Below are 20,348 nucleotides of genomic sequence, written 5' to 3'. Positions count from 1 at the left end.
CAATCGATTCTTTAGTTAATGTGGTCGAAAGTCATTATTTCAAGCATTTTTATCAGAAAGCAGCAGCAACTGCCTCATCCAAACGCTCAACAGAAATCACAGTCATACCGTCGATGGGCTGCCGAGGTCGATTGGCTTTCGGCACAATCGCATGGGTAAACCCCAATTTAGCGGCCTCTTTAAGGCGCTCCTGACCGCGCTGCACGGGACGCACCTCACCTGCCAAGCCAACTTCTCCAAAAACAACCATCTTTGCAGGCAAGGGTTTATTTTTTAACGACGAGACAATCGCGAGCAACATTGCTAAATCGGCAGCAGGCTCTGAAATCCGTACCCCACCAACGGCATTAATAAACACATCTTGATCAAAGGCGACAATACCAGCGTGGCGATGCAATACAGCCAGCAATAAAGCCAATCGATTTTGCTCTACGCCAACAGCCAAACGCTTTACCTGCGGTGAATGCGCATCATCCACCAAAGCCTGCACCTCCACCAGCATCGGCCGAGTTCCTTCTTGTGTCACCATGACACAAGATCCAGCGACAGGTTCAGCGTGTTGACTTAAAAACATCGCCGATGGATTAGAGACTTCGCGCAAACCTTTATCGGTCATCGCAAAAACACCCAATTCATTGACTGCGCCAAATCGGTTTTTAATGGCTCGAATCAAACGAAAACTAGAATGGGTATCACCCTCAAAATACAGCACTGCATCGACAATATGCTCAAGCACGCGTGGGCCAGCAATGGCACCATCTTTGGTTACATGACCAACCAAGAGCACTGACGTCCCATGCCGCTTGGCAAAACGAGTCAACTGCGATGAACATTCTCTGACTTGCGCCACACTACCTGGCGCACTCGTCAATGCTTCAGTGAACATGGTTTGAATCGAATCAATCACCACAACTTTAGGGATTTCGGCAGTCAGGGCTAATAATATTTTTTCCAAACTGATCTCAGGATAAAGCCGTACCTTTGCCGTTGGCACTCCTAATCGACGCGCCCTTAAAGCAATTTGCTGTGCTGATTCCTCACCGCTGACATACAAAACGGCCTGAGTTTCCGAGAGCTTGGCTAAAGCTTGCAATAACAGAGTTGACTTACCAATACCCGGATCGCCGCCAATCAATACCACACCACCGGGCACCAAGCCGCCGCCCAACACACGATCGAGCTCTTCCATTTGTGTTGGAATGCGCGGCACCTCTTCGGCATTCACTTCCGAAAGATTTTTAATTGCGCCATCGGCAGCCAATGATTGAAAACGCCCTGTGGCGGCTTTATTTTCAACCACACTTTCTTCTAGCGTATTCCAATCGCCACATTGCGGGCATTGCCCCTGCCATTTGGGAGATGTACCGCCACACACTCGGCAAACAAAAGTCGTTTTTACTTTACTCATACAATCCAAATCAAAACGGCTCGCAATGCGAGCCGTTTAAAAACTCACTCAAGAATTACTAAATATATTTAAACAAACTCAAGTCTTGCACCTGAGCAAAACTTTTACGGGTGGCATCAAGCACCATTTGATTTTCGGCAAAATCACTAATGGCCGCAGCATAATCAAGCCCCTCGAGCGCCGTACGTGTCTTAGTGTATTGCAATTTCATATCTTCAGTAGTGTCTTTTACTGAATCGGTTTCATTCATCCGAGCACCAAGATAGGCCTGACTCGTCACCACACTACCCAGAGAATTCGATAAATTAGATAAGGCGGTGTTTAGTTGATTTTGAAATGCCGCCTGCCCTGTTGGACCTGATTGATAGGTATTTAAAGCACTTGATAAAGCGCCCAACGTAGCAAATAAACCAACATCACTACTGGTTTTAACGCTAAAGCTATCGTTCGTGGTGGCCGTCGCGGCTGGTACACCTTTCACATTAGTCTTAATGCCATAATCCCATGCTACTACAGGAGGCACAGCAACCGGATCAGTGGCTAATTGTTTAAACTCAATATCCCCACCTTCAGCATAAGTTCGCGGGAAAGCCGTACCCGCAGCACGTGGCATAGCCGCACCATCAATCAAAGACACGCCGGTGGTGTTATTGACCAAATCATACGTGGTTATATTTTTAGAGGTATTGGCTGGGTCAGGTAAAACTTGAAACCGAATACTAAAATCACGCGGCGCAGGAGCCAAAGCCCATTTATTAGGATCCGTCACTTCACCAGGGCCTACAATACCAGATCCGGTATTACTCGCGTTATACGCTGTTACAAACGTCCCATTCCCATTTTTAATTTTTTGAAAAATATCGCTACCAGCTTCAGAGATTGGCAGTTGTCGGCCATCCGAAATTTGCACCAAGCGTTTTCCATCATCACCTTGGTAAGTAACTTGGCCAAAAGATGTTTCTGTAAATGGTTTAATATCCCCCTTAAAGCCAGAAAAAAGATAATTTCCCTGCCCATCCGTGGTATTGGCCAAACCCAATAACTCTTGATAACGACCTTGCAACTCGGCATCCAGTGTTTTCTTTTCACTGGCCGTTAAGGCTGGATTACCGGCCCGCACTGCAAGCTCTTGAACGTTTTGAATCGTTGAGGTCACTTGCTGCAAAGTCGACTCACTCAAACGCATAAATGAATCCGCGGTCGCACTATTGGTTGCATACTGGCCATTAATTGACTGCGCTTGCGCCAAATCCAAAATACGCGCTGACGCAATTGGATCATCTGCTGGGGTTAAGACCCGCCGATTGGCTGACAGCTGCGCCTGTAATTTAGCCTGATCACTTTGATGCATTTGCAATGCATTACTGCCAAGGCTAAATATGGTCGTGGTTGCGATGCGCATAGTGTGAGTTCCTCTTAAGCGATCTTATCGGCCTAAATTAACGATTTCATCAAAGGCTTTTTGAGCTATTTGAATGACTTTACTTGAGGCTTGATAAGCCTGTTGATAGCGCAATAAATTAGCCGCTTCTTCATCTAAATTGACCGCAGAAACTGAATTGCGATTATTTTCAGCAGTAATTAACAACTTACCTTGTGCCTTTCCCATAATGGTTGCCTCACTGGTTTGCGTCCCTACCGTGGACACCATCCGGCCATAAGACTCTTGATAAGTCGCTGTATTGCCATCCAATACACGGGTAGTTTGTAATTTCCCCAGCGCCAAAGCATTCCGGTTATCAGAACTAGCGGTCACCGCATTTTTTTGCACAGTAACACTATCACCACTCGCGGGCTTACCATCAAGCTTCATCGTCCAGCCGTTATAGCTAATCTCTGCGCCCGCTTGATACGGAAGATTGCCCGTTACAGCAGGCACCGCGCCTGTCACTGAATATGCCATCCCCGATGGCACCACCGACGGATCAGATACAAATGTCAACGTCACAGGGGTAAATAAATTTGGATCTATCGAGGTATCGGTCGTCACGGCAGTCTGTGGTTTCACTTCAGGCTGATACACCTTTAAAGTCCCTGTATTGACTGCAGCAGGCGCTTTAGGCTCAACGGCAGCAACTGGACCGGCGGCGGCAATTTCACGTGGATCACTGACATTAACCTTCGCCTGATCAATCAAGCCTTTTAAAGGCATGATGGTAAAGCGATCCCCCGCGGCAGGCGTTGCGCTCAGCGACAAAGACAAACCGGTTGAGCTAGTAAATCCCGCTGGTGTGGTTAACGCAGTCGCCTCGGCAGCCGTCAAAGTGTATTTCGTACCATCACTTAAATTACCTAAGGCGTAATTCGTGCCGTCAAAACTAAGCTCATAATTGCTGGTCGTTAGCTTCGAGATATCTTGAATATACCCCGTTAATGCTGCTGTCGCAGGTACGCTATTATTGGTATTGGGTCGAATCAAGCCGATGTTCGGGGCATCAATGCCGGGGCCTAAATTGGTTGTTGGATAAGACCAAAATGCTTTACCCATATTGCCGTTTAAATCTTGCCCAGCCTGATGCTGCTGATTAAACGTACTTAACAAACCCAATGCAGTGCGCTCTAGGCTATTTTGTGCCAAATCAAGCGATTGATTGCGATAATCCAACAAAGCGCCCAACTGCCCACCAGTCACTAAATTATCGGGCAGTAAAATTGACTTGCCATTTTGCTCATAACTAATTGAGAGACTTTCTGTATTACCAGGATTGGGGACTGCACCTAAAGTATAGGTTTGTGAACCAACCACCAAGCCTTGGCCATTACCCACAAATAAATTAATCGACCCATCGCTTAACGGCAACGACGTAGTTTTAATCATTTTATTTAAATCTTTCACCAGCAAATCACGCTGATCCAGCAAATCATTGGGCGGCTGACCACTACTTTGCGCGACGACAATTTTTCCGTTCAAATCAGCCACTTGCGCCGCATAGGCATTAATCGTTCCCACGGTATTGGAGATCTCGCCATTGAGCGAAGCACGCTGCTCATTTAAGCGCTGAGAAAAAACCTGAAAGCGATTCAGTAAAGTTTGTGCGCTTGACAACATCGATTGGCGCGACGGTGGATTGCTTGGATTGGTCGCCACATTTTGTACCGAAGCAAAAAATTCTTGCAGCGCCGGAGACACCCCTGCGGTTGGATCAGCCACAATATTATTCACTTCGGCCAAATGCGCCAAACGAGTTTGCTGGTAACTCGACTGGGTTTGCGCAATATCGACAGCACGCGTCAAAAACTGATCATAAACCCGTTTAATCGAATCGACCTGCACGCCCAAACCATTAAAACCATTGCCAGTTAGCAAAGGATAAGGCGCGCTTTGCTTAATCGTTTGCCGAGAATAGCCATCGGTATTGACGTTGGCAATATTATGCCCTGTGGTCGTTAAACCTAAATTAGCGGCATTTAAGCCCGAGACGCCAATACCAAATACCGATGAGGCCATGATGAAACTCCTATACTTATTCTATCGGCGTTAAGCGCCCAATCTTGAATTTTGAGCACTTAAGCGCGCCACCACGCTGTCAGCAACACGCGCGAATTTTTGTGCATATTGTGGATCAGTGGCATAACCCTCTTTGGCCAAAGCTTTACCAAAGCCAAGCGCATCGCTACCTTGCTCCAAAGCATCGCCAAAGCGCCGCTTCATTACACTGGCATAGTCAGCAAATGCATCTTGATATGAATCGTAAGCCCGAAACTTTTCAACCCTCTTTTGTGCCGTGCCATCGACAAACTCAGTCGTCAATACATCAACCGTTTTTCCCTTCCAGCTACTTCCCGCCTTAATGCCAAATAAATTAAATGAATCATTACCGGCAGCGTCGTTCAGCGTTTTTTTACCCCAACCCGTTTCTAGCGCGGCATGCGCTAGCAATAAATGTGGCGCCACGCCCAAGGCACTGGCAGTACTTTGCGCCGCGGCGCTGATTTTATGGATAAAGTCAGCAGCACTAGACCTTGCGCCATCGGCAAGATCAGTCGGTATAGCGGCAGTTTTTGCCGCGACCGCTGCATTCGGAACCGTTTTCACATTACGATAATCCAAACCCTGATCAATCAATGGATTGACGCCATGGCGCAAGGGTTGTTGTAATAAAGCAGGATTTTGCTGCACTTGAATCTGACGCATAATCACATCGGCCAAACCCAAGCCGCCCTGATTAGCCCACATTTGCGTGAGCTGCTGATCGTGCATGCCACGAAACATCTCAACGCTGCTGCTGTCATTCATGCTATCGGTGGGTGCCGCAGTACGCATCGATGACAACATTTGCTGCATCAACAGCGCCTCAAATTGCTGGGCAATCGCTTTGGCCCCCGCCGCCGTGTCGGCGCGATTGGTCACCCGCAATTGATTCATGGCTTTAGGATCAATCGCGAGGGTGTTTTGAATGGCATTACTGGCTGAATTCACAGTCGGCTCCGAACACATCAATAGCTTAGTTGTTAATCCATAAGCAAAGAGTATGCCGAGAGGTATTGGGGACTGATTTTGCGAGGAAAAAATGCTAAGTAATCAAGCAATAGTGGTCTTGCACTGTTAGGTTAGCTTGGCATACTCAATTGGCTGCAACGCTTTACCAGCAAACTGCTGCACGAGCAGTGAGTGCATCGATAGCAACAAAATCGTCTTGCTTTCATGTTTCGTATTTTTTTTTGGGGGGGGGATTTTTATCGCGAGAAAGGTCATTTTGATACAAACACTTAAAACCACATGGGTATATACATGCAAGCTTTATACAAAAAGATTGAACAGCATATACCCAGACATACATTGTAAATTTATGAAGCAACAAATTAAATCACTTCAATGGTCGCCTTTAATGCGCCCGCCGCTTTCATTGCTTGCAAAATAGCCAACAAATCTTGTGGCGTTGCCCCAACGGCATTCAGTGCCCTAACCACTTGATTGAGCGAAGTCGACTTTGGCACTCGCACCATCGGGCCTTTACCGGTTTCAATTTGAATCTCGGCATTTTCAACCCGTTTGGCCGCCCCACCGGCGAGCGCATTGGGTTGCACCACGGCATTTTCTGCCAAAATCGTCACCGTTAAATTGCCATGCGCAATGGCACAGGCATCCACGGTAACCGCTTGATTCATCACAATCGAGCCGGTTCGAGCATTAATAATCACTTTGGGATTGCTTGGCGCTGGCGTGACATCGAGCGTTTCTAGCCTCGCCAAAAAAGCCACGCGCTGATTTGGATCTTGCGGTGCGCGCACCTGAATGACTCGCCCATCCAGCGCAGTGGCCACCGCGCCAATTTGGCCATTAATGGCATTCACTACTCGGCTTGCCGTTGAAAAGTCCGTTTGCAATAACTCTAGCTGGACAAACTCGCCATTCCCCAAAGAAGTTGGAACGGCACGCTCCACCGTTGCCCCTGCCGGCACCAAACCTGTTGCGAGTTGATTCACTTGCACGCTGGTCCCGGCCGCTGCAGCACCAGCGCCTGCGACAATCAAATTGCCTTGTGCCATGGCATAAATTTGCCCGTCAGCACCTTTCAGCGGCGCCATTAATAAAGTACCACCTCGCAAACTTTTGGCATTACCAATCGAAGAAACCACCACATCCAAAGGCTGGCCCGGGCGCGCAAAGGGTGGCAATGTCGCCGTAACCATCACCGTAGCCACGTTTTTAAGCTGTAAATTACCCCCCGTAGGCACTTGCACGCCAAGATTGGTCAGCATGTTTAAGATCGATTGCACTGTAAACGGCGTTTGGGTGGTTTGATCCCCGGTACCGTCCAAGCCAACCACAAGGCCATACCCCACCAATTGATTATTTCGTACGCCGGCAAAGCTGGCGAGCTGTTTTAAAGGCTCAGCCATACTCAACATCGACGTACAACACAGTAAAACCAACAATAAGTGGCGCATTACTTTCCTTTAAACCTACTTAAAATGGCCAAATCGACATAAAAGCACGCTGCATCCAACCCATGGTGTTGGCATCAGCAATCGCACCCTGCCCAACTTGCTCAATACGCGCATCAGCGACCCGAGTCGATGAAATCGTATTGCCTGCCTTTATATCGTTTGGATTAACCACACCTGAAAAACGAATCAAGCTGGTTTGGCCATTCACGGCAATCTGCTTTTCACCGCCTAAGACTAAATTACCATTGGCCAATACATCAACCACGGTGACTGCGATTGTGCCTTTAAATGTATTACTGCTATTGGTTTGACCTTTGCCAGCAAAGGTGTTTTCAGAGGTGATATCTGCGCTACCCGACAATAGCTTTTCTATCGCCCCGGGCATATACGGCAAACTCGTTGAACCACCCAATGACAGAGTACCTGAGCGATTCGCGCCACTATTGGCTGAGTTAACTGCAGATAAATTTTCTTCGATGGTAATAATCAAAATATCGCCAATGCGGCGCGCAACTGGCTCTTCAAACAGCAATTTAGCCGTTCCCACTTGAAAAATTGCGCCATTATTGCTTTGTGTGAGTACATTTTGCTGCGGACGCGCGCTAATCGGTTGCGTCACAATCGATTGCGGCGCCACGCAAGCCGCTAAATTCAACAACAGCAATCCAGCTAAAATGCTGCGAAGCGGAATCAATTTAAACAATGTTGCCACGTTATAAAGTACCTAGTTTTTGCAGCATTTCGTCCGACGTTCGCACTGAGCGAGAATTCATTTCATACGCCCGCTGGGCTTGAATCATATTAATTAATTCTTCGGTCACATTCACATTCGACGCTTCAACATAACCTTGATTCAAGGCACCAAGACTATTTGTACCGGGCGTACCCACTGTTGGCGCACCACTGGCCGCCGTTTCCAGATACAAATTACCGCCAACTGCCTGTAAGCCCGGCGGATTAATAAAAGTAGCCAGCTGAATATTGCCCAATTGGGTCGGCGCGGCAGAATCATTATTAATGATTGCCGTCACTGTACCATCTTTGGCAATCGTCACCTTGGTTGTCCCCAAGGGAACTTGAAGCGCGGGCTCTAATGGATAACCATTCGAGGTCACTACCGTACCTTGGTTATCGACTTGAAAGCTACCATCTCGGGTATACGCCGTTTTACCATCTGGCATTGCAATTTGAAAAAAACCGGCGCCATTAATCGCCATATCCAACGGACCATCAGTCAGCTGCATATTACCCTGCATAAAAATACGCGCAGTAGCGACAGGGCTCACCCCTGTTCCCACATCCAAGCCCGTTGGCAATTGAGTTGATTGGCTAGTGGCCGAGCCGGGTTGACGCAAGTTTTGATACAGCAAATCTTGAAAAACGGGACGCTCTCGCTTAAAGCCCGTGGTACTCACATTGGCTAAGTTATTCGAGATCACATCCACATTAAACTGCATGGCATCCATGCCAGTTTTTGCGGTCAATAATGAGCGAAACATTCGGCTTTATTCCTTATCGAAGACTTAACCGTTCAACGATAAAATCGAAGCGGCAGAACGTGAGTTCTGCTCGGCGGTTTGTAATAATTTAATTTGCATATCGTAATGACGCTGAGTGGCAATCATGGTCACCAACTGATCCACCGCATTGACATTGCTCCCCTCGATCCCGCCTACGGACAAGCGCACATTTGGATCGGGCTGCCCGGCTTCACCATTACGGCGGCGAAATAAACCATCCAGGCCTTTTTCCATTTCTGCCGCAGCGGGATTCACCAACTTCAAACGCCCAACTTCCACCGCTTGCGCAGGATTGGCCAAGTCAATGGCCGACACCGTACCATCTGCAGCAATCGATGCTTGCGTGTTTTCTGGAATCGTCAGCGGGCCACTATCACCTTCAACAATCAAACCGGTGTAGGTTTTTAGCATCCCGCTGGCATCAACCACAAAGTTACCATTGCGGGTATACGCCTCACCCGAGGCACTCTGCACTGCAAACCAACCGTCACCACTAATGGCCGCATCCAGTTCACGACCGGTTTGCTGAAAAGACCCCTGACTTAAATCAGAGCCTGCACCTTGCTCAACCGCAAAGGCACGCGTGGCCAAACCGGGGCCACCAAGCACCGGAACCGCACGAAATGCCGCCAAATCCGCACGAAAACCAGTGGTATTGGCATTGGCCAAATTATTCGCAACGGTCGATTGGCGATATTCAGTCTGCTTAGCGCCCGTCATTGCCACGTAAATTAAACGATCCATATCTCTCTATTAACGCAAGTTAACGATGGTTTGCAAAATGGTATCTTGCGCTTTAATCGTTTGTGAGTTGGCCTGATAATTGCGCTGCGCAGTAATTAAATTAACCAATTCACTGGTTAAATCCACATTCGAATCCTCAACGGATGCAGACTGCAGCAATCCAGTACTGCCTGAGCCTGGCGCATTGGTGAGCGGCTGACCTGACGCCGACGACTCTGCCCAGCGATTATCCCCCAAGGGCTGCATCCCTTGCACATTGGTAAACGAAGACAACACAATCTGCGCCACATTCCGCGTTTGGCCATTGGAATAACGACCTTGCACCATCCCGTCTTTATTCACTGAAATACCAGTCAAAATCCCATCGGTATAACCGTCTTGCGTCAGCGTACTCACCGAATACGGGCTACCAAACTGCGTTGATTTATCAAAATACATTTGAAAATTCAAACCGTTTGATCCGTTATTGAGCCCCGCAGCGGTCACATTAAAATTCGTACCACCAACCGGCATACCCACAGGGCGGCCATTGGCATCAAAGGTAATTGAACTTGATGAATACAGCGCAGAATTCGCAGCTTGTGCCGCAGCTAAGACCGAAGCGGGCGTTGCCCCTGCCGCAGCTGCTGCCGTTGCAGCGGCGGTCGCCACGGCGGTCGCACCGGCGGTATTGTCAGTCGCCACAGCCGCTTGAATGGCAGCATTCACCGACGCAGCCGTGGCTGGTGGTACAGTCACCGCAGCCGCCGTAGTGCCAGCTTTCATTGTTGCTGCCGCTTGCGCACCTAAAGTACCATCCACATTGACGTCTTTCCCATCTAATGCGTAATGCACTTGCCAAGTGCTCGTTGGTGGCGTAGTCGGCGTAGCTGGCGGTACATTTTTACGGAAGTAAAACGTTTGCGTATGGGTGCCGCCTAAAGAATCGTACACCGTGGCTGACGTTGAGTAATTGTAGGTAGTGGGATCAGTCGATGAAAAAGCGGTGGTTGCGGGTATCACTTTATCGTTGGCGTTCAGGTTTAAACCCAAGTTCAAGCCGGCACCGGTCACACCAGAGCCGCCGGTTTGGCGCGCACCGATATTAGAAAACTGCAACTGAATTGGTCGAGGGGTTGAGCCTGCCAAAACTTGACCCGTTCCGCCATCCACCGGCCAACCGGTTAATAACTGCGCGTTATTGACGATAAAGCCATTTTTATCCAACTGGAACTGGCCATTGCGTGCATAGCTAATCGTGCCAGTTGGATCTTGCATCCGGAAAAAACCATTACCCGTAATGGCAATATCCAGAGGGTTATTGGTCGAGGTGGTATTGCCTTGGCCAAATTGCTGTGCAATGGTCTGATTCTTAGCACCGATACCGGCAATATTGGACGAAGAGCCAAAGGTACTGGCATAAATATCGGAAAACTCAGCGCGTGCACCTTTAAAACCAACGGTATTGGCATTGGCCACGTTATTGCCGATCACATCCAAGCTTTTTGCCGATGCGCCCAAACCACTTAAACCTTGTTGAAAACCCATGATATTCCCCTACTTTTATGCGTTAGTGCTGCTGCCAGCGGCGCGAATTTGAATCACATCACCAAAACCCGTTTTATTGCCGTTGGCCAAATACACGCCAACGCCAGCACTACCGAATTCAACTGATTTAGCGACTTGCCAAGTTACCGTGTCTAAAGCAATTTCCTTGCCATCTCTTTGCCCTTTGGCGGCAACGGTATATTCACCTGCTGGCAATAGCGTACCATCGGCTTTTTTGCCATCCCACTCCACCTTCGCCAAGCCTGGCGTGGTAGTGCTGGAAGGAATCTTGGCGACCTCAACCCCATCTTTATTAAATACACTGAGCACAGCGCCCGTGGTGCCTTCTGGAATATTCATTCGCAAATCGGCCTTGTTGGTACCGTCAAAATGGAAGCCTTTGCCGGGGCTAAGGACTTCTTTGCCGATTAAATTTGCCGCTTGCATCACTTGCGTTCCGGCATACAGCGATTGCATCTGCATCATTGTTTCATTGAGCTTGCCAATCCCAGTCACCGTATTAATCTGCGCCATTTGACTGGTGGTTTGCGCGTTATCCATTGGATTCATCGGGTCTTGCGTTTGCAGCTGCTTGACCAGCAACTTCATAAAACTGTCTTGCTGCTGTTCCGCCGCGGTTTTGACTTTATTGTTTTTGGTATTTAAAGATGTGTAATCAAAATTATTATTTACGGGTGCCGTAGCCATCATGATTCTCCTTAAGCTTGACCGATCGACAAGGTGCGCATCAGCAAGGTTTTTGCCGTATTCATTACATCGACATTGGTTTGATACGAGCGTGACGCTGAAATCATATTGGTCATTTCTTCGATCACACTGACATTAGGCATCGCGATATAACCGTTGGCATCGGCAAAAGGGCTCTTTGGATCGTAAACCAAACGCGGCGGTGATTGGTCTTCGATCACCCCAGCAACCTTCACCCCTACCGAAGCAGCATTATGGGTATTGCCCTGTACAGCTTGAAATACAACCTGTTTAGCTCGATACGGCTGCCCATCAGAGCTCGTCGCAGAATTCACATTGGCTAAATTACTCGCCACCACATTCAAGCGCGCCGACTGCGCATTCATTGCCGATGAAGCAACATCAAAAACACGAAACAGAGACATTTATGTATTCCTTATTGGCCACCAGTTAACGCGGTTTTCATCGACTCAATCCGGCGCGTCAGAAACGTCACCGCTGCCTGATAGCGAATCGCGTTATCGGTAAATTCTTTCATTTCGGTATTCATATCAACGGTATTGCCATCAATCGACGGCTGCTGCTCATTGCGATACAGCCGCTCTGGGGCAAATAAATCGACTGTTTTGCTCGGTTGCAAATGACGACTATCGCTGGTTTTCAAGGGCGCAGTATTCGTATTTGACGAGGTTCGAGCCGCCTCAAAAGCCGCTTTAAAGTTAATATCCCGCGCTTTGTAATTGGGCGTATCGGCATTGGCGATATTTGAACCCAAAATTTCTTGGCGGTAACTGCGTAATTTCAGTGCGGCTTCTTGATTGCGAAAATAATCGTCGAGACGGCCTAGCATATTCAAACTCCATGAAGATGGAATAAGCACAAGCAGGAAGCGTGCCAATAAAAAAAGCCAAGCAAAAGCTTGGCTTAATTAAAAATAGGCTGCGGATTGAATTAAAAATCACCCTCATCCGCGATAATGCTCGCCGAGCGCCCAAACATAGGCAATGTATCAATGGGCACGGCAAAAAATGTAAGCGGCATCGGCAAGTGTTGCCGAAGGCAAATTAATGAAACTGAGATTGAATTTGCTGACGTGCAACCGCTGCGGCACCTTGTAAAACAGAATGCACGGTAGCACGTTGTGCTAACGGCGCAGGCTGCCAATCGGTAACGGGTTTACGCGCATTGCCATGGCAAATTACAATTTGAAACCAACCTTCCATCTCGGCAGAACGAGTGGACGGACGAGCTTCTACATCAAAATCAAACATACGATTAGTCATTTATGGAATCCAAACTATGGGGCTCGGCTAACCTTGTTGACGGTTGCTAAGCCAATTTCCGCCCAAAAGCCGGACGGTAAAGCACCAATAGAAGAGCACCACGTTTCGAGGAAACTTTGCAGATAAGCTGAGGAGGCTTGCTGGGGAGGAACTACTAAACACTTGGCGATCATCACGTCGAGGTGAAGTCGCATTCAATGTGCTCAATCAAATTAGTGCCGCAAATATACGGCACCTAAAATCAAAAGTCAAAGCAAATGTCAAGAAAATGACTAAAAAAAGCAACAAGCTTTTGAATTTGCAAGTTTTTTCAGCCAAAAATCCCGCCCAAAGGCACTTAAATTGGGTCTTGTAAGCGCTTCACCACCCACTTCAAGCTATCATCCTCAGCATGGCGCGTAATACTAAAACCCATGTGTTTCATAAAGGTGAGCATCGTTTTATTACTACTTAACACCTCCCCTTCAATCACCGACAAGCCCATATCACGCGCAGCGATAAACAAGGCATTCATCAAGCGCCCACCCAAGCCCATCCCTTGCCACTGATCACTAATCACCACCGCAAACTCGCAACTATCTCGATCAGGATTGGCATTAAAACGAGCGACGCCAATGATCTCAGTGCCGATCGCGGTTTCAACCGTCGCCACAATCGCCATTTCTCGGGTGTAATCGAGCTGAGTAAAACGCGCGAGCATCGCTTGAGGTAATGATTTTAAAGTGCTCATAAAGCGGTTGTAGCGACTTTCATCCGACAACTTACTCACAAACAACGCAATCAAATCGGCATCTTCAGGACGAATCGGGCGCAATACTAGCGGCAGGCCATTTTTCAATTGGGTCACTTGCGCTAAATGCGCCGGATAAGGGTGAATCGCCATATGGCTATAGCGACGCGCATGCTCGGCCAATGGCGCCAAAACAATCCGCGCATCCACGGCAATGACACCATTTTCATCGGCAATCAGCGGATTAATGTCCAACTGCTGAATTTGTGGAAACTCACACACCATCTCAGAAACCCGCATCAACACAGCCTTAACCGCCGCCATATCCACGCCGGGTAAATTGCGAAATGGTGCGAGCATTTTTTTGACTCGCGTGCGACTAATTAGATTTTCAGCGAGGTATTCATTGAGCGGCGGCAAAGACACTGCGATGTCATTAAATACCTCAACAGTAACCCCACCATAACCAAAGGTAATCACCGGGCCAAACGCACGATCACGTCCAACGCCAACCATTAACTCGCGACCGGATTTTTTGCCATGCATCGGTTGAATCACCAAGCCACGCACATTCTCGGCACCGAGTCGTTCATGCGCGCGCGACAGCATTTTACTGGCCTCAGTGGCCACCTGAACCAAGCTATTGAGGTTAAGCACAACGCCATCAATATCGGTTTTATGCAATATGCCTTTGGCGTCGATTTTCATCGCCACGGGCAACCCCAAACCCATTGCCGCCGAGACAGCTTCGTCAACCGATTGCGCCCGAATGGTCAGCGTAACGGGGATATGAAACGCGCGTAAAATCGCTTTTGATTCCACTTCATCGAGCACTTCACGGCCACTGGCCAATACCGTGCTAATAATCATTTGCGCAGTTTCTAGATCTGGCGCCTCCATTTCGCCCAATGGACTTGGCGTTTGTAGCAACAATTGCTGATTGTATTGCCATGCAGCTAGCGAATAAAACACTTCAACCGCGCTTTCTGGCGCATTAAAAAACGCCATTTGCGATTTGCCGAGTAGTTTTCGGCTAGCATCGATTTTCTTGCCGCCCACCCACGCCAATAGCAAAGGCTTATCGGTGGTCTTTTTCAGCGCAATCATCGCCTCGGCCGTCGCCATATCGTCAGTGCCAACTTGCGGGGTAAACACCACCAACACGCCATCGACATTTGGATCTTTAATCACCAACTCAGTAGCAAGTTTAAAGCGTTCGGCATTGGCGTCACCCAACACATCCACCGGATTGTGAACGCTGCTTTGTAGCGGCAATAACCCGCGCAACTGGGCAATAGTGGCGTCGGCCAATTGTGGCAATTCAATATGTAAATCGTTGGCGCGATCGACCGCCATCAACCCTGCACCAATACCGTTGGTAATAATCGCCAGACGGCGACCTTTGGTACGGTAAGAACCGTCCATCACTCGAATTGCGGTGAACAATTGATTGATCGAGCGTAAACGCAATACCCCAGCTCGTTTCAGCGCCACATCAAACACATCATTGTGATTAATTAAGCGTTCGGAATGTGTGCGTCCAACTTTAATTTCTTGCTCATAACGCCCGACTTTTAACGCCAAAACCGCTTTAGAGCGTGACGCAGCGCGTAGCGCCGACATAAATAAGCGTGCGTCTTTTAATTCTTCGATATACAGCAAAATAGATTTGGTTTTTGGGTCAGCAACCAAATAGTCGAGCACATCGCCCACGTCGATATCGGATGCGGTACCTAAAGAAACCACCGAGGAAAAGCCAACGTCGTGTAACTCTGCCCAGTCTAAAATCGCCGTAGTGACTGAAGACGATTGCGAGACCACCGCCAAGCTGCCACTTTTAATTTTGCCGCTAAAATTGGCCGCCAATAATTTACTCGAGACGCGGCAATAACCAAATACCGAAGGCCCTAAAATACGAATATTGAGCGACTTGGCCAGCTGTAAAATTTTATTCAGCAGTTTTTGGCTGGCTTTATCTTGGCCAACAAAATCGCACGACATAATCATGACGTGGCGAATATTTTGTTGAGCACAGGCTTCGATTAACTTCAGTAGTGTACGACTGGGCGTCGTGAGAATGGCTAAATCGACCGGATTGGTGATCTTACTGAGCGTCTTCACCGCTGGTAAACCCTGCACCGTTTTATGCTTTAGATTCACCGCATACAGCGCACCAGCATAACCACCATCCAGAATGTTTTTCGTCACCGAATACCCAACTGAGCCAACCGTATCCGATGCGCCCACCACCGCAATTGAGCTGGGATCAAACAAAGGGGCAAGATAGTGGGGTTTCATCGCGAGCAACCTCAAAGAGTAATGATTAATTGTATACTGTGCAGCAGTATGCCATGCCCTTATTGCAGTGCAATATTTGTACTTTCCCTACATTTTCCGTTCAGCAAACTATCAAGAGCCACAAGGGATAGATATAATCGGGGGGTTTATATTCAATGCAACCTTGAAAACCCACCGTCAACGCCGGTTATGCTAGCGTAATATTGACGACTGATTTAGGGTTTTCTTTCGCTTTATCTACTCAGGACAATCCACCATGGACATCAGCAAGATCCCAGCCGGCAAAAACCTGCCAGAAGACTTTAACGTTATCATCGAAATCCCAGCCAATGCACCACCCGTTAAATACGAATTTGACAAAGAATCTGGCGCGATCATCGTTGACCGTTTCGTTGGCACTTCAATGTCGTACCCAATGAACTACGGCTTTGTGCCGCACACTTTATCGCTCGATGGCGATCCTGTTGATGTTTTGGTGCACACACCATTCCCACTCGCCCCAGGCATGGTCATCAAATGCCGTGCAATCGGTGTTTTGGGCATGGAAGATGAATCTGGCTTTGATGCGAAAATCATTGCTTTGCCAGTTGAAAAAGTTTGCGCAATGTATGCACACATCCAGACTTTAGCTGACTTGCCAGAATTGCTCTTGGCACAAGTAAAACACTATTTCGAGCACTATAAAGATCTCGAAAAAGGCAAATGGGTTAAAGTACAAGACTGGGGCGATAAAGCCGCAGCTGAAGCTGAGATCATGACTAGCTTTGAACGCGCGCAACAAAAATAAGCACGCCCTAATACAGCAAAAAGCCGATCATTGATCGGCTTTTTTTGTAGCAACAACGAGCATTGTTTGGCTTCAGTTGAAATATCATCTCAGGCTGACACTAGGGGTATATAGATTCAAGCATTACAAATAAATCCCCAGAAGCACATACCCATGTCAGATAGCCTGAGTTATTTTACTTTTTTATAACACACAAAAGCATATTCAATCCCGTTGCTCGACACCCCCGGTTCGCGACTTTGTTCTTGCCACTCTTGCAAAGAAAACTCAGGAAAGAATGCGTCTCCTGCGGGGCTTAATGCCACTTCGGTCAAATACAGCGTATCGGCCAGCGCCAAGCTTTGTTGATAAATTTCTCCGCCACCAATCACAAACACTCGCTCATGCCCGGCCGCTTTGGCCGCATCAATGGCCTCATTCAGCCCAGCAAATACCGTTGCGCCCTCGGCAGACCATTGCGGGTTACGGCTAATCACCCAATGCGCTCGGCCGGGCAATAAGCCGGGTAAAGATTCAAATGTTTTACGCCCCATGAGCATCACGCTCCCCATGGTCAGCGCTTTAAAATGCTTTAAATCTTCTGGCAAGCGCCAAGGCAATTGATTATTAATGCCAATCACTCGGTTTAGGCCAACCGCCGAAATCACTGCTACTTGCATTTCCTACCTCAATGTACACAGAAACACGCTGCCTTAAATTGACGAGCGATCTTTAATCTAAATGAAATTCTATCGTTTTATGCGCCCCCAAAACCGGGCATTAACGACTCGGCAGCGCACTCAGCGGATTAATTGTTTTGCCTTTATAGCGCACTTCAAAATGCAACTTCACACTATCTGTTCCAGTTTTGCCCATCGCCGCAATGGCTTGCCCCTGCTTCACTTGCGCGCCCTCTTTCACCAGCAGTTTTTGATTATGTGCGTAAGCAGTTAAATACCCTTGCGCATGCTGAATAATCAGCAACAAACCATAACCACGAATCCCATCGCCGGAATACAGCACTTTACCATCGGCAACCGCAACAATCGGCGCAGCTAAATTGCCACCAATGCCAATGCCTTTAACGCGTGGCGGCGCATAGCTATACAGTAATGGCCCCTGAGCCGGCCAAACCATCTCAATACCCACACTGCTTGGCGGATTAACCACCGGCAAACTCGGTCGAGCTGACTGCGTCGGGCTTGGCTTAGCCGTTGCCGTACTCCCCGCTGGCGGCGTCAATCGCAATAGCTGACCAACCTGAATATCATCGCTTTTGGATAAGCGATTCCAGCGCTGCAACTCGGCAACGCTTTGATCATTATTTTTGGCAATTCGATACAAGGTATCGCCCGATTTAACGCGATAAAAGCCAGCGGGTGTCGGCCCCGAAACCGAAGCTGGATTACTGCCGCAGGCGGCCAAGCAAAGACTAAAAATAACAATCCAAATCCGCATTATTGACCGCTGGCTTTTAAGCCCAAGGTCAACCAGCCGGCCAGACCGATTTTTTCCAAGGTGGCGATATTACGTTCAAAAATCACATCCGGATTTGGAAACGCAGCCACTGCTTTCGCAATACTATCTTCCCGAATCAAATGCAAAATCGGATACGGTGCACGGTTGGTGTAGTTACTGATGTCGCTAGGCTCGGTATCGGCAAACTGGAAATCGGGGTGAAAACTCGCCACCTGTAAGATCCCATCCAGTTCGTGCTCAACAACGATATCTTCGGCCAGTGCTTGTACATCATTAAAAATCGCAAAATCCGGAAATAAACTCGGATGAATCAATAACGTGGTATCTACTTCATCGGCCGGGGTTTGTTGCAAAAAATCCAGCTCACGATCCAAATCATCCAAAAAACCATCTAAATGCTTCGCATCACTCACCACATAGCGAATTTGATTTTTGACATAGACGGATTTAGCAAAGGGGCACAAATTCAAGCCAATCACCGCTTGCTCGAGCCAATGCTGTGTTGTTTGAATGATTTCGGCGTGGGACATGATGTTTCCTCAAATGAAGCGGCAATTTTACCTGTCTACGCTCATTTTGGCTCGTTACAAACACCATTGATGATTTAAGCCATTAAAAAGGGCCGATTCAGATCGGCCCTTTCTGTAGTAAGTTACGGCGAGCTTGTTATTGATGAGTATCATCACTATCGCCTGAATCACGACTCGACACGTCAACTTCAACACCAAAAACAATGAGGTATAGCCCCAAATCAATTTAAACACATAAGCCAGAGATCAATACCCCTAGCGCAATAAACTCAAGACTTGCCCAGCATTCGCCCTCGCCTGAACTTGCATCGCCAAATTAGCGTTATTTCGCACCTTATCCCGCGTCCATTGCGCCGTTGTTGCTGCGTAATCGGTATCGGCAACCCGACTCTTGGCGGCAGATAAATTTAAAGCACTGGTTTGTAAATTTTGAATGCCGCTATCAATTCGATTTTGAAAAGCGCCCAATTGCGCTCGCTGCCCAGAAATCAGCTCAATATCACGATCGAGCAAAGAGAGACTGCTATTGGCCGCACTGGCGCTTGATAAATCGAGCGATCCGGCGGCACTTGCCAATCCATTCGCACCATTTAAGGTTGGATTATTCAAACTGAGTAAATCATTGGCATTGGGCCCGGCTTGAAAATTAAATGAGCCCCCTTGCAACAGCGCCTGACCATTAAATTGCGCATTTTTAACCATATCCGCATTGCTTTGTGACAACGCATCGGCCTCAGCCTGCATCGCCTGTCGATCACTCGCCGACAAAGTGCCGTTACCCGCTGCCACCGTTAATTCACGCAATCGATCTGTATTATCCGAAATCGAACTCAAAGCCCCTTCGGCGGTTTGCGCCAAAGAAATACCATCATTCAGATTTCTCACCGCTTGATTGCTACCGGCAATTTGGGCGGCAAATTGCTCAATTAAAGCACTACCGGCCGCATCATCTTTAGCGCTATTGATTCGCGAGCCACTCGACAAACTTTGCATGGCCTTGGACGATGCCGATTGAGAGACCGCATCTCGACTTTGCATCCCTAAAGCCATTACATTCGAATTGATCATCATGATCATCTCCCGCCATTCAAGCTGAATACTTTAAGACTATGCTCATTATCAATATAGGCAAACTCTAATATGACTGGCGGCATGCCAACAACATAAATCGTCATTCAAAGACTATTCATGCGCCTTGCTATAGCGCTCTCCTTGAATGCCGCAGCATACTTCGCATCAATAATGCCATTTTGAATGCCTGTGGAAGAAAGCTGGAGCTGAACCACGGGAGAATAATGTAGTTTTTATCGACTTTATCGGTACTAGCCATAACAGGAACAAACAAAGAAAGTTGTAAAGCCATAATCGAAATACCTTGAGCGATTTCCATAAAATCAGCATTCCATATTTCAATAATAAATAATTTTTCATTTTGAAAACGCAAAAACCGCATACTTTCAGCT

Annotated in this window: 20 protein-coding genes; 1 reads left to right on the top strand and 19 read right to left on the bottom strand. The window is 47.9% G+C overall.

Annotated elements, in window-relative coordinates:
* Window positions 1-52 precede the first annotated feature (52 nt).
* The 14 genes from radA to HQN60_RS09895 form a co-directional block, all read right to left on the bottom strand.
* On the bottom strand, window positions 53-1,408 hold the full coding sequence (radA, locus tag HQN60_RS09960) for a DNA repair protein RadA (protein ID WP_173533495.1): 1,356 nt from the start codon (window positions 1,406-1,408) through the stop codon (window positions 53-55).
* Between the two features lie 58 nt (window positions 1,409-1,466).
* Window positions 1,467-2,810, bottom strand: a complete 1,344-nt coding sequence (gene flgL / locus HQN60_RS09955; protein ID WP_173533494.1) for a flagellar hook-associated protein FlgL — start codon at window positions 2,808-2,810, stop codon at window positions 1,467-1,469.
* Window positions 2,811-2,834: 24 nt separating this feature from the next.
* Window positions 2,835-4,856, bottom strand: a complete 2,022-nt coding sequence (gene flgK / locus HQN60_RS09950) for a flagellar hook-associated protein FlgK (protein ID WP_173533493.1) — start codon at window positions 4,854-4,856, stop codon at window positions 2,835-2,837.
* 30 nt (window positions 4,857-4,886) lie between these two features.
* Window positions 4,887-5,828: a flagellar assembly peptidoglycan hydrolase FlgJ gene (flgJ, locus tag HQN60_RS09945; RefSeq protein WP_173533492.1), complete on the bottom strand. Its 942-nt coding sequence runs from the start codon at window positions 5,826-5,828 to the stop codon at window positions 4,887-4,889.
* 383 nt (window positions 5,829-6,211) lie between these two features.
* Window positions 6,212-7,300 carry a flagellar basal body P-ring protein FlgI gene (locus tag HQN60_RS09940; protein ID WP_173533491.1) on the bottom strand — a complete coding sequence of 363 codons (1,089 nt, stop codon included), beginning with the start codon at window positions 7,298-7,300 and terminating at the stop codon, window positions 6,212-6,214.
* A 19-nt stretch (window positions 7,301-7,319) separates the two neighbouring features.
* The gene (locus HQN60_RS09935) at window positions 7,320-8,012 is read right to left on the bottom strand and encodes a flagellar basal body L-ring protein FlgH (RefSeq protein WP_254456613.1); all 693 of its coding nucleotides are present in this window, start codon (window positions 8,010-8,012) and stop codon (window positions 7,320-7,322) included.
* A 1-nt stretch (window position 8,013) separates the two neighbouring features.
* Entirely contained in the window at window positions 8,014-8,799 is a 786-nt protein-coding gene (gene flgG, locus HQN60_RS09930; RefSeq protein WP_173533490.1) for a flagellar basal-body rod protein FlgG, read from the bottom strand.
* 24 nt (window positions 8,800-8,823) lie between these two features.
* Window positions 8,824-9,564: a flagellar basal-body rod protein FlgF gene (gene flgF, locus HQN60_RS09925; protein ID WP_173533489.1), complete on the bottom strand. Its 741-nt coding sequence runs from the start codon at window positions 9,562-9,564 to the stop codon at window positions 8,824-8,826.
* A gap of 9 nt (window positions 9,565-9,573) precedes the next feature.
* Entirely contained in the window at window positions 9,574-11,091 is a 1,518-nt protein-coding gene (locus tag HQN60_RS09920) for a flagellar hook protein FlgE (protein ID WP_173533488.1), read from the bottom strand.
* Window positions 11,092-11,106: 15 nt separating this feature from the next.
* Window positions 11,107-11,802, bottom strand: coding sequence for a flagellar hook assembly protein FlgD (locus HQN60_RS09915; RefSeq protein ID WP_173533487.1), 696 nt, complete (start codon window positions 11,800-11,802; stop codon window positions 11,107-11,109).
* A gap of 8 nt (window positions 11,803-11,810) precedes the next feature.
* Window positions 11,811-12,224: a flagellar basal body rod protein FlgC gene (gene flgC, locus HQN60_RS09910; protein WP_173533486.1), complete on the bottom strand. Its 414-nt coding sequence runs from the start codon at window positions 12,222-12,224 to the stop codon at window positions 11,811-11,813.
* Window positions 12,225-12,235: 11 nt separating this feature from the next.
* Window positions 12,236-12,649, bottom strand: coding sequence for a flagellar basal body rod protein FlgB (gene flgB, locus HQN60_RS09905; RefSeq protein WP_173533485.1), 414 nt, complete (start codon window positions 12,647-12,649; stop codon window positions 12,236-12,238).
* 214 nt (window positions 12,650-12,863) lie between these two features.
* On the bottom strand, window positions 12,864-13,082 hold the full coding sequence (locus HQN60_RS09900; protein WP_173533484.1) for a hypothetical protein: 219 nt from the start codon (window positions 13,080-13,082) through the stop codon (window positions 12,864-12,866).
* Between the two features lie 337 nt (window positions 13,083-13,419).
* Window positions 13,420-16,110 carry a bifunctional acetate--CoA ligase family protein/GNAT family N-acetyltransferase gene (locus HQN60_RS09895; protein WP_173533483.1) on the bottom strand — a complete coding sequence of 897 codons (2,691 nt, stop codon included), beginning with the start codon at window positions 16,108-16,110 and terminating at the stop codon, window positions 13,420-13,422.
* Window positions 16,111-16,366: 256 nt separating this feature from the next.
* On the opposite strand from HQN60_RS09895, the gene ppa reads away from it, so the two are divergent.
* Complete coding sequence (gene ppa / locus HQN60_RS09890) at window positions 16,367-16,897, top strand: inorganic diphosphatase (RefSeq protein WP_173533482.1); 531 nt, start codon at window positions 16,367-16,369, stop codon at window positions 16,895-16,897.
* A gap of 170 nt (window positions 16,898-17,067) precedes the next feature.
* On the opposite strand, the gene HQN60_RS09885 is transcribed toward ppa, so the two are convergent.
* The 5 genes from HQN60_RS09885 to HQN60_RS09865 all read right to left on the bottom strand — a co-directional run bounded on the left by HQN60_RS09885 (window position 17,068) and on the right by HQN60_RS09865 (window position 20,338).
* On the bottom strand, window positions 17,068-17,556 hold the full coding sequence (locus tag HQN60_RS09885; RefSeq protein WP_173533481.1) for a dihydrofolate reductase: 489 nt from the start codon (window positions 17,554-17,556) through the stop codon (window positions 17,068-17,070).
* 100 nt (window positions 17,557-17,656) lie between these two features.
* Window positions 17,657-18,334 (bottom strand): peptidoglycan DD-metalloendopeptidase family protein, encoded by a 678-nt coding sequence (locus HQN60_RS09880; RefSeq protein ID WP_173533480.1) that lies wholly within the window; start codon window positions 18,332-18,334, stop codon window positions 17,657-17,659.
* Entirely contained in the window at window positions 18,334-18,885 is a 552-nt protein-coding gene (locus tag HQN60_RS09875; RefSeq protein WP_173533479.1) for a DUF1415 domain-containing protein, read from the bottom strand. The genes HQN60_RS09880 and HQN60_RS09875 overlap by 1 nt, the downstream gene beginning before the upstream one ends.
* 255 nt (window positions 18,886-19,140) lie before the next feature.
* The gene (locus HQN60_RS09870; RefSeq protein WP_173533478.1) at window positions 19,141-19,956 is read right to left on the bottom strand and encodes a flagellin N-terminal helical domain-containing protein; all 816 of its coding nucleotides are present in this window, start codon (window positions 19,954-19,956) and stop codon (window positions 19,141-19,143) included.
* 127 nt (window positions 19,957-20,083) lie between these two features.
* Window positions 20,084-20,338, bottom strand: a complete 255-nt coding sequence (locus HQN60_RS09865; RefSeq protein WP_173533477.1) for a hypothetical protein — start codon at window positions 20,336-20,338, stop codon at window positions 20,084-20,086.
* Window positions 20,339-20,348: the final 10 nt, after the last annotated feature.

This window comes from Deefgea piscis, from assembly GCF_013284055.1.
GTDB classification, from domain to species: Bacteria; Pseudomonadota; Gammaproteobacteria; order Burkholderiales; family Chitinibacteraceae; genus Deefgea; species Deefgea piscis.
This window is presented reverse-complemented; position numbering and strand designations above follow the sequence as displayed.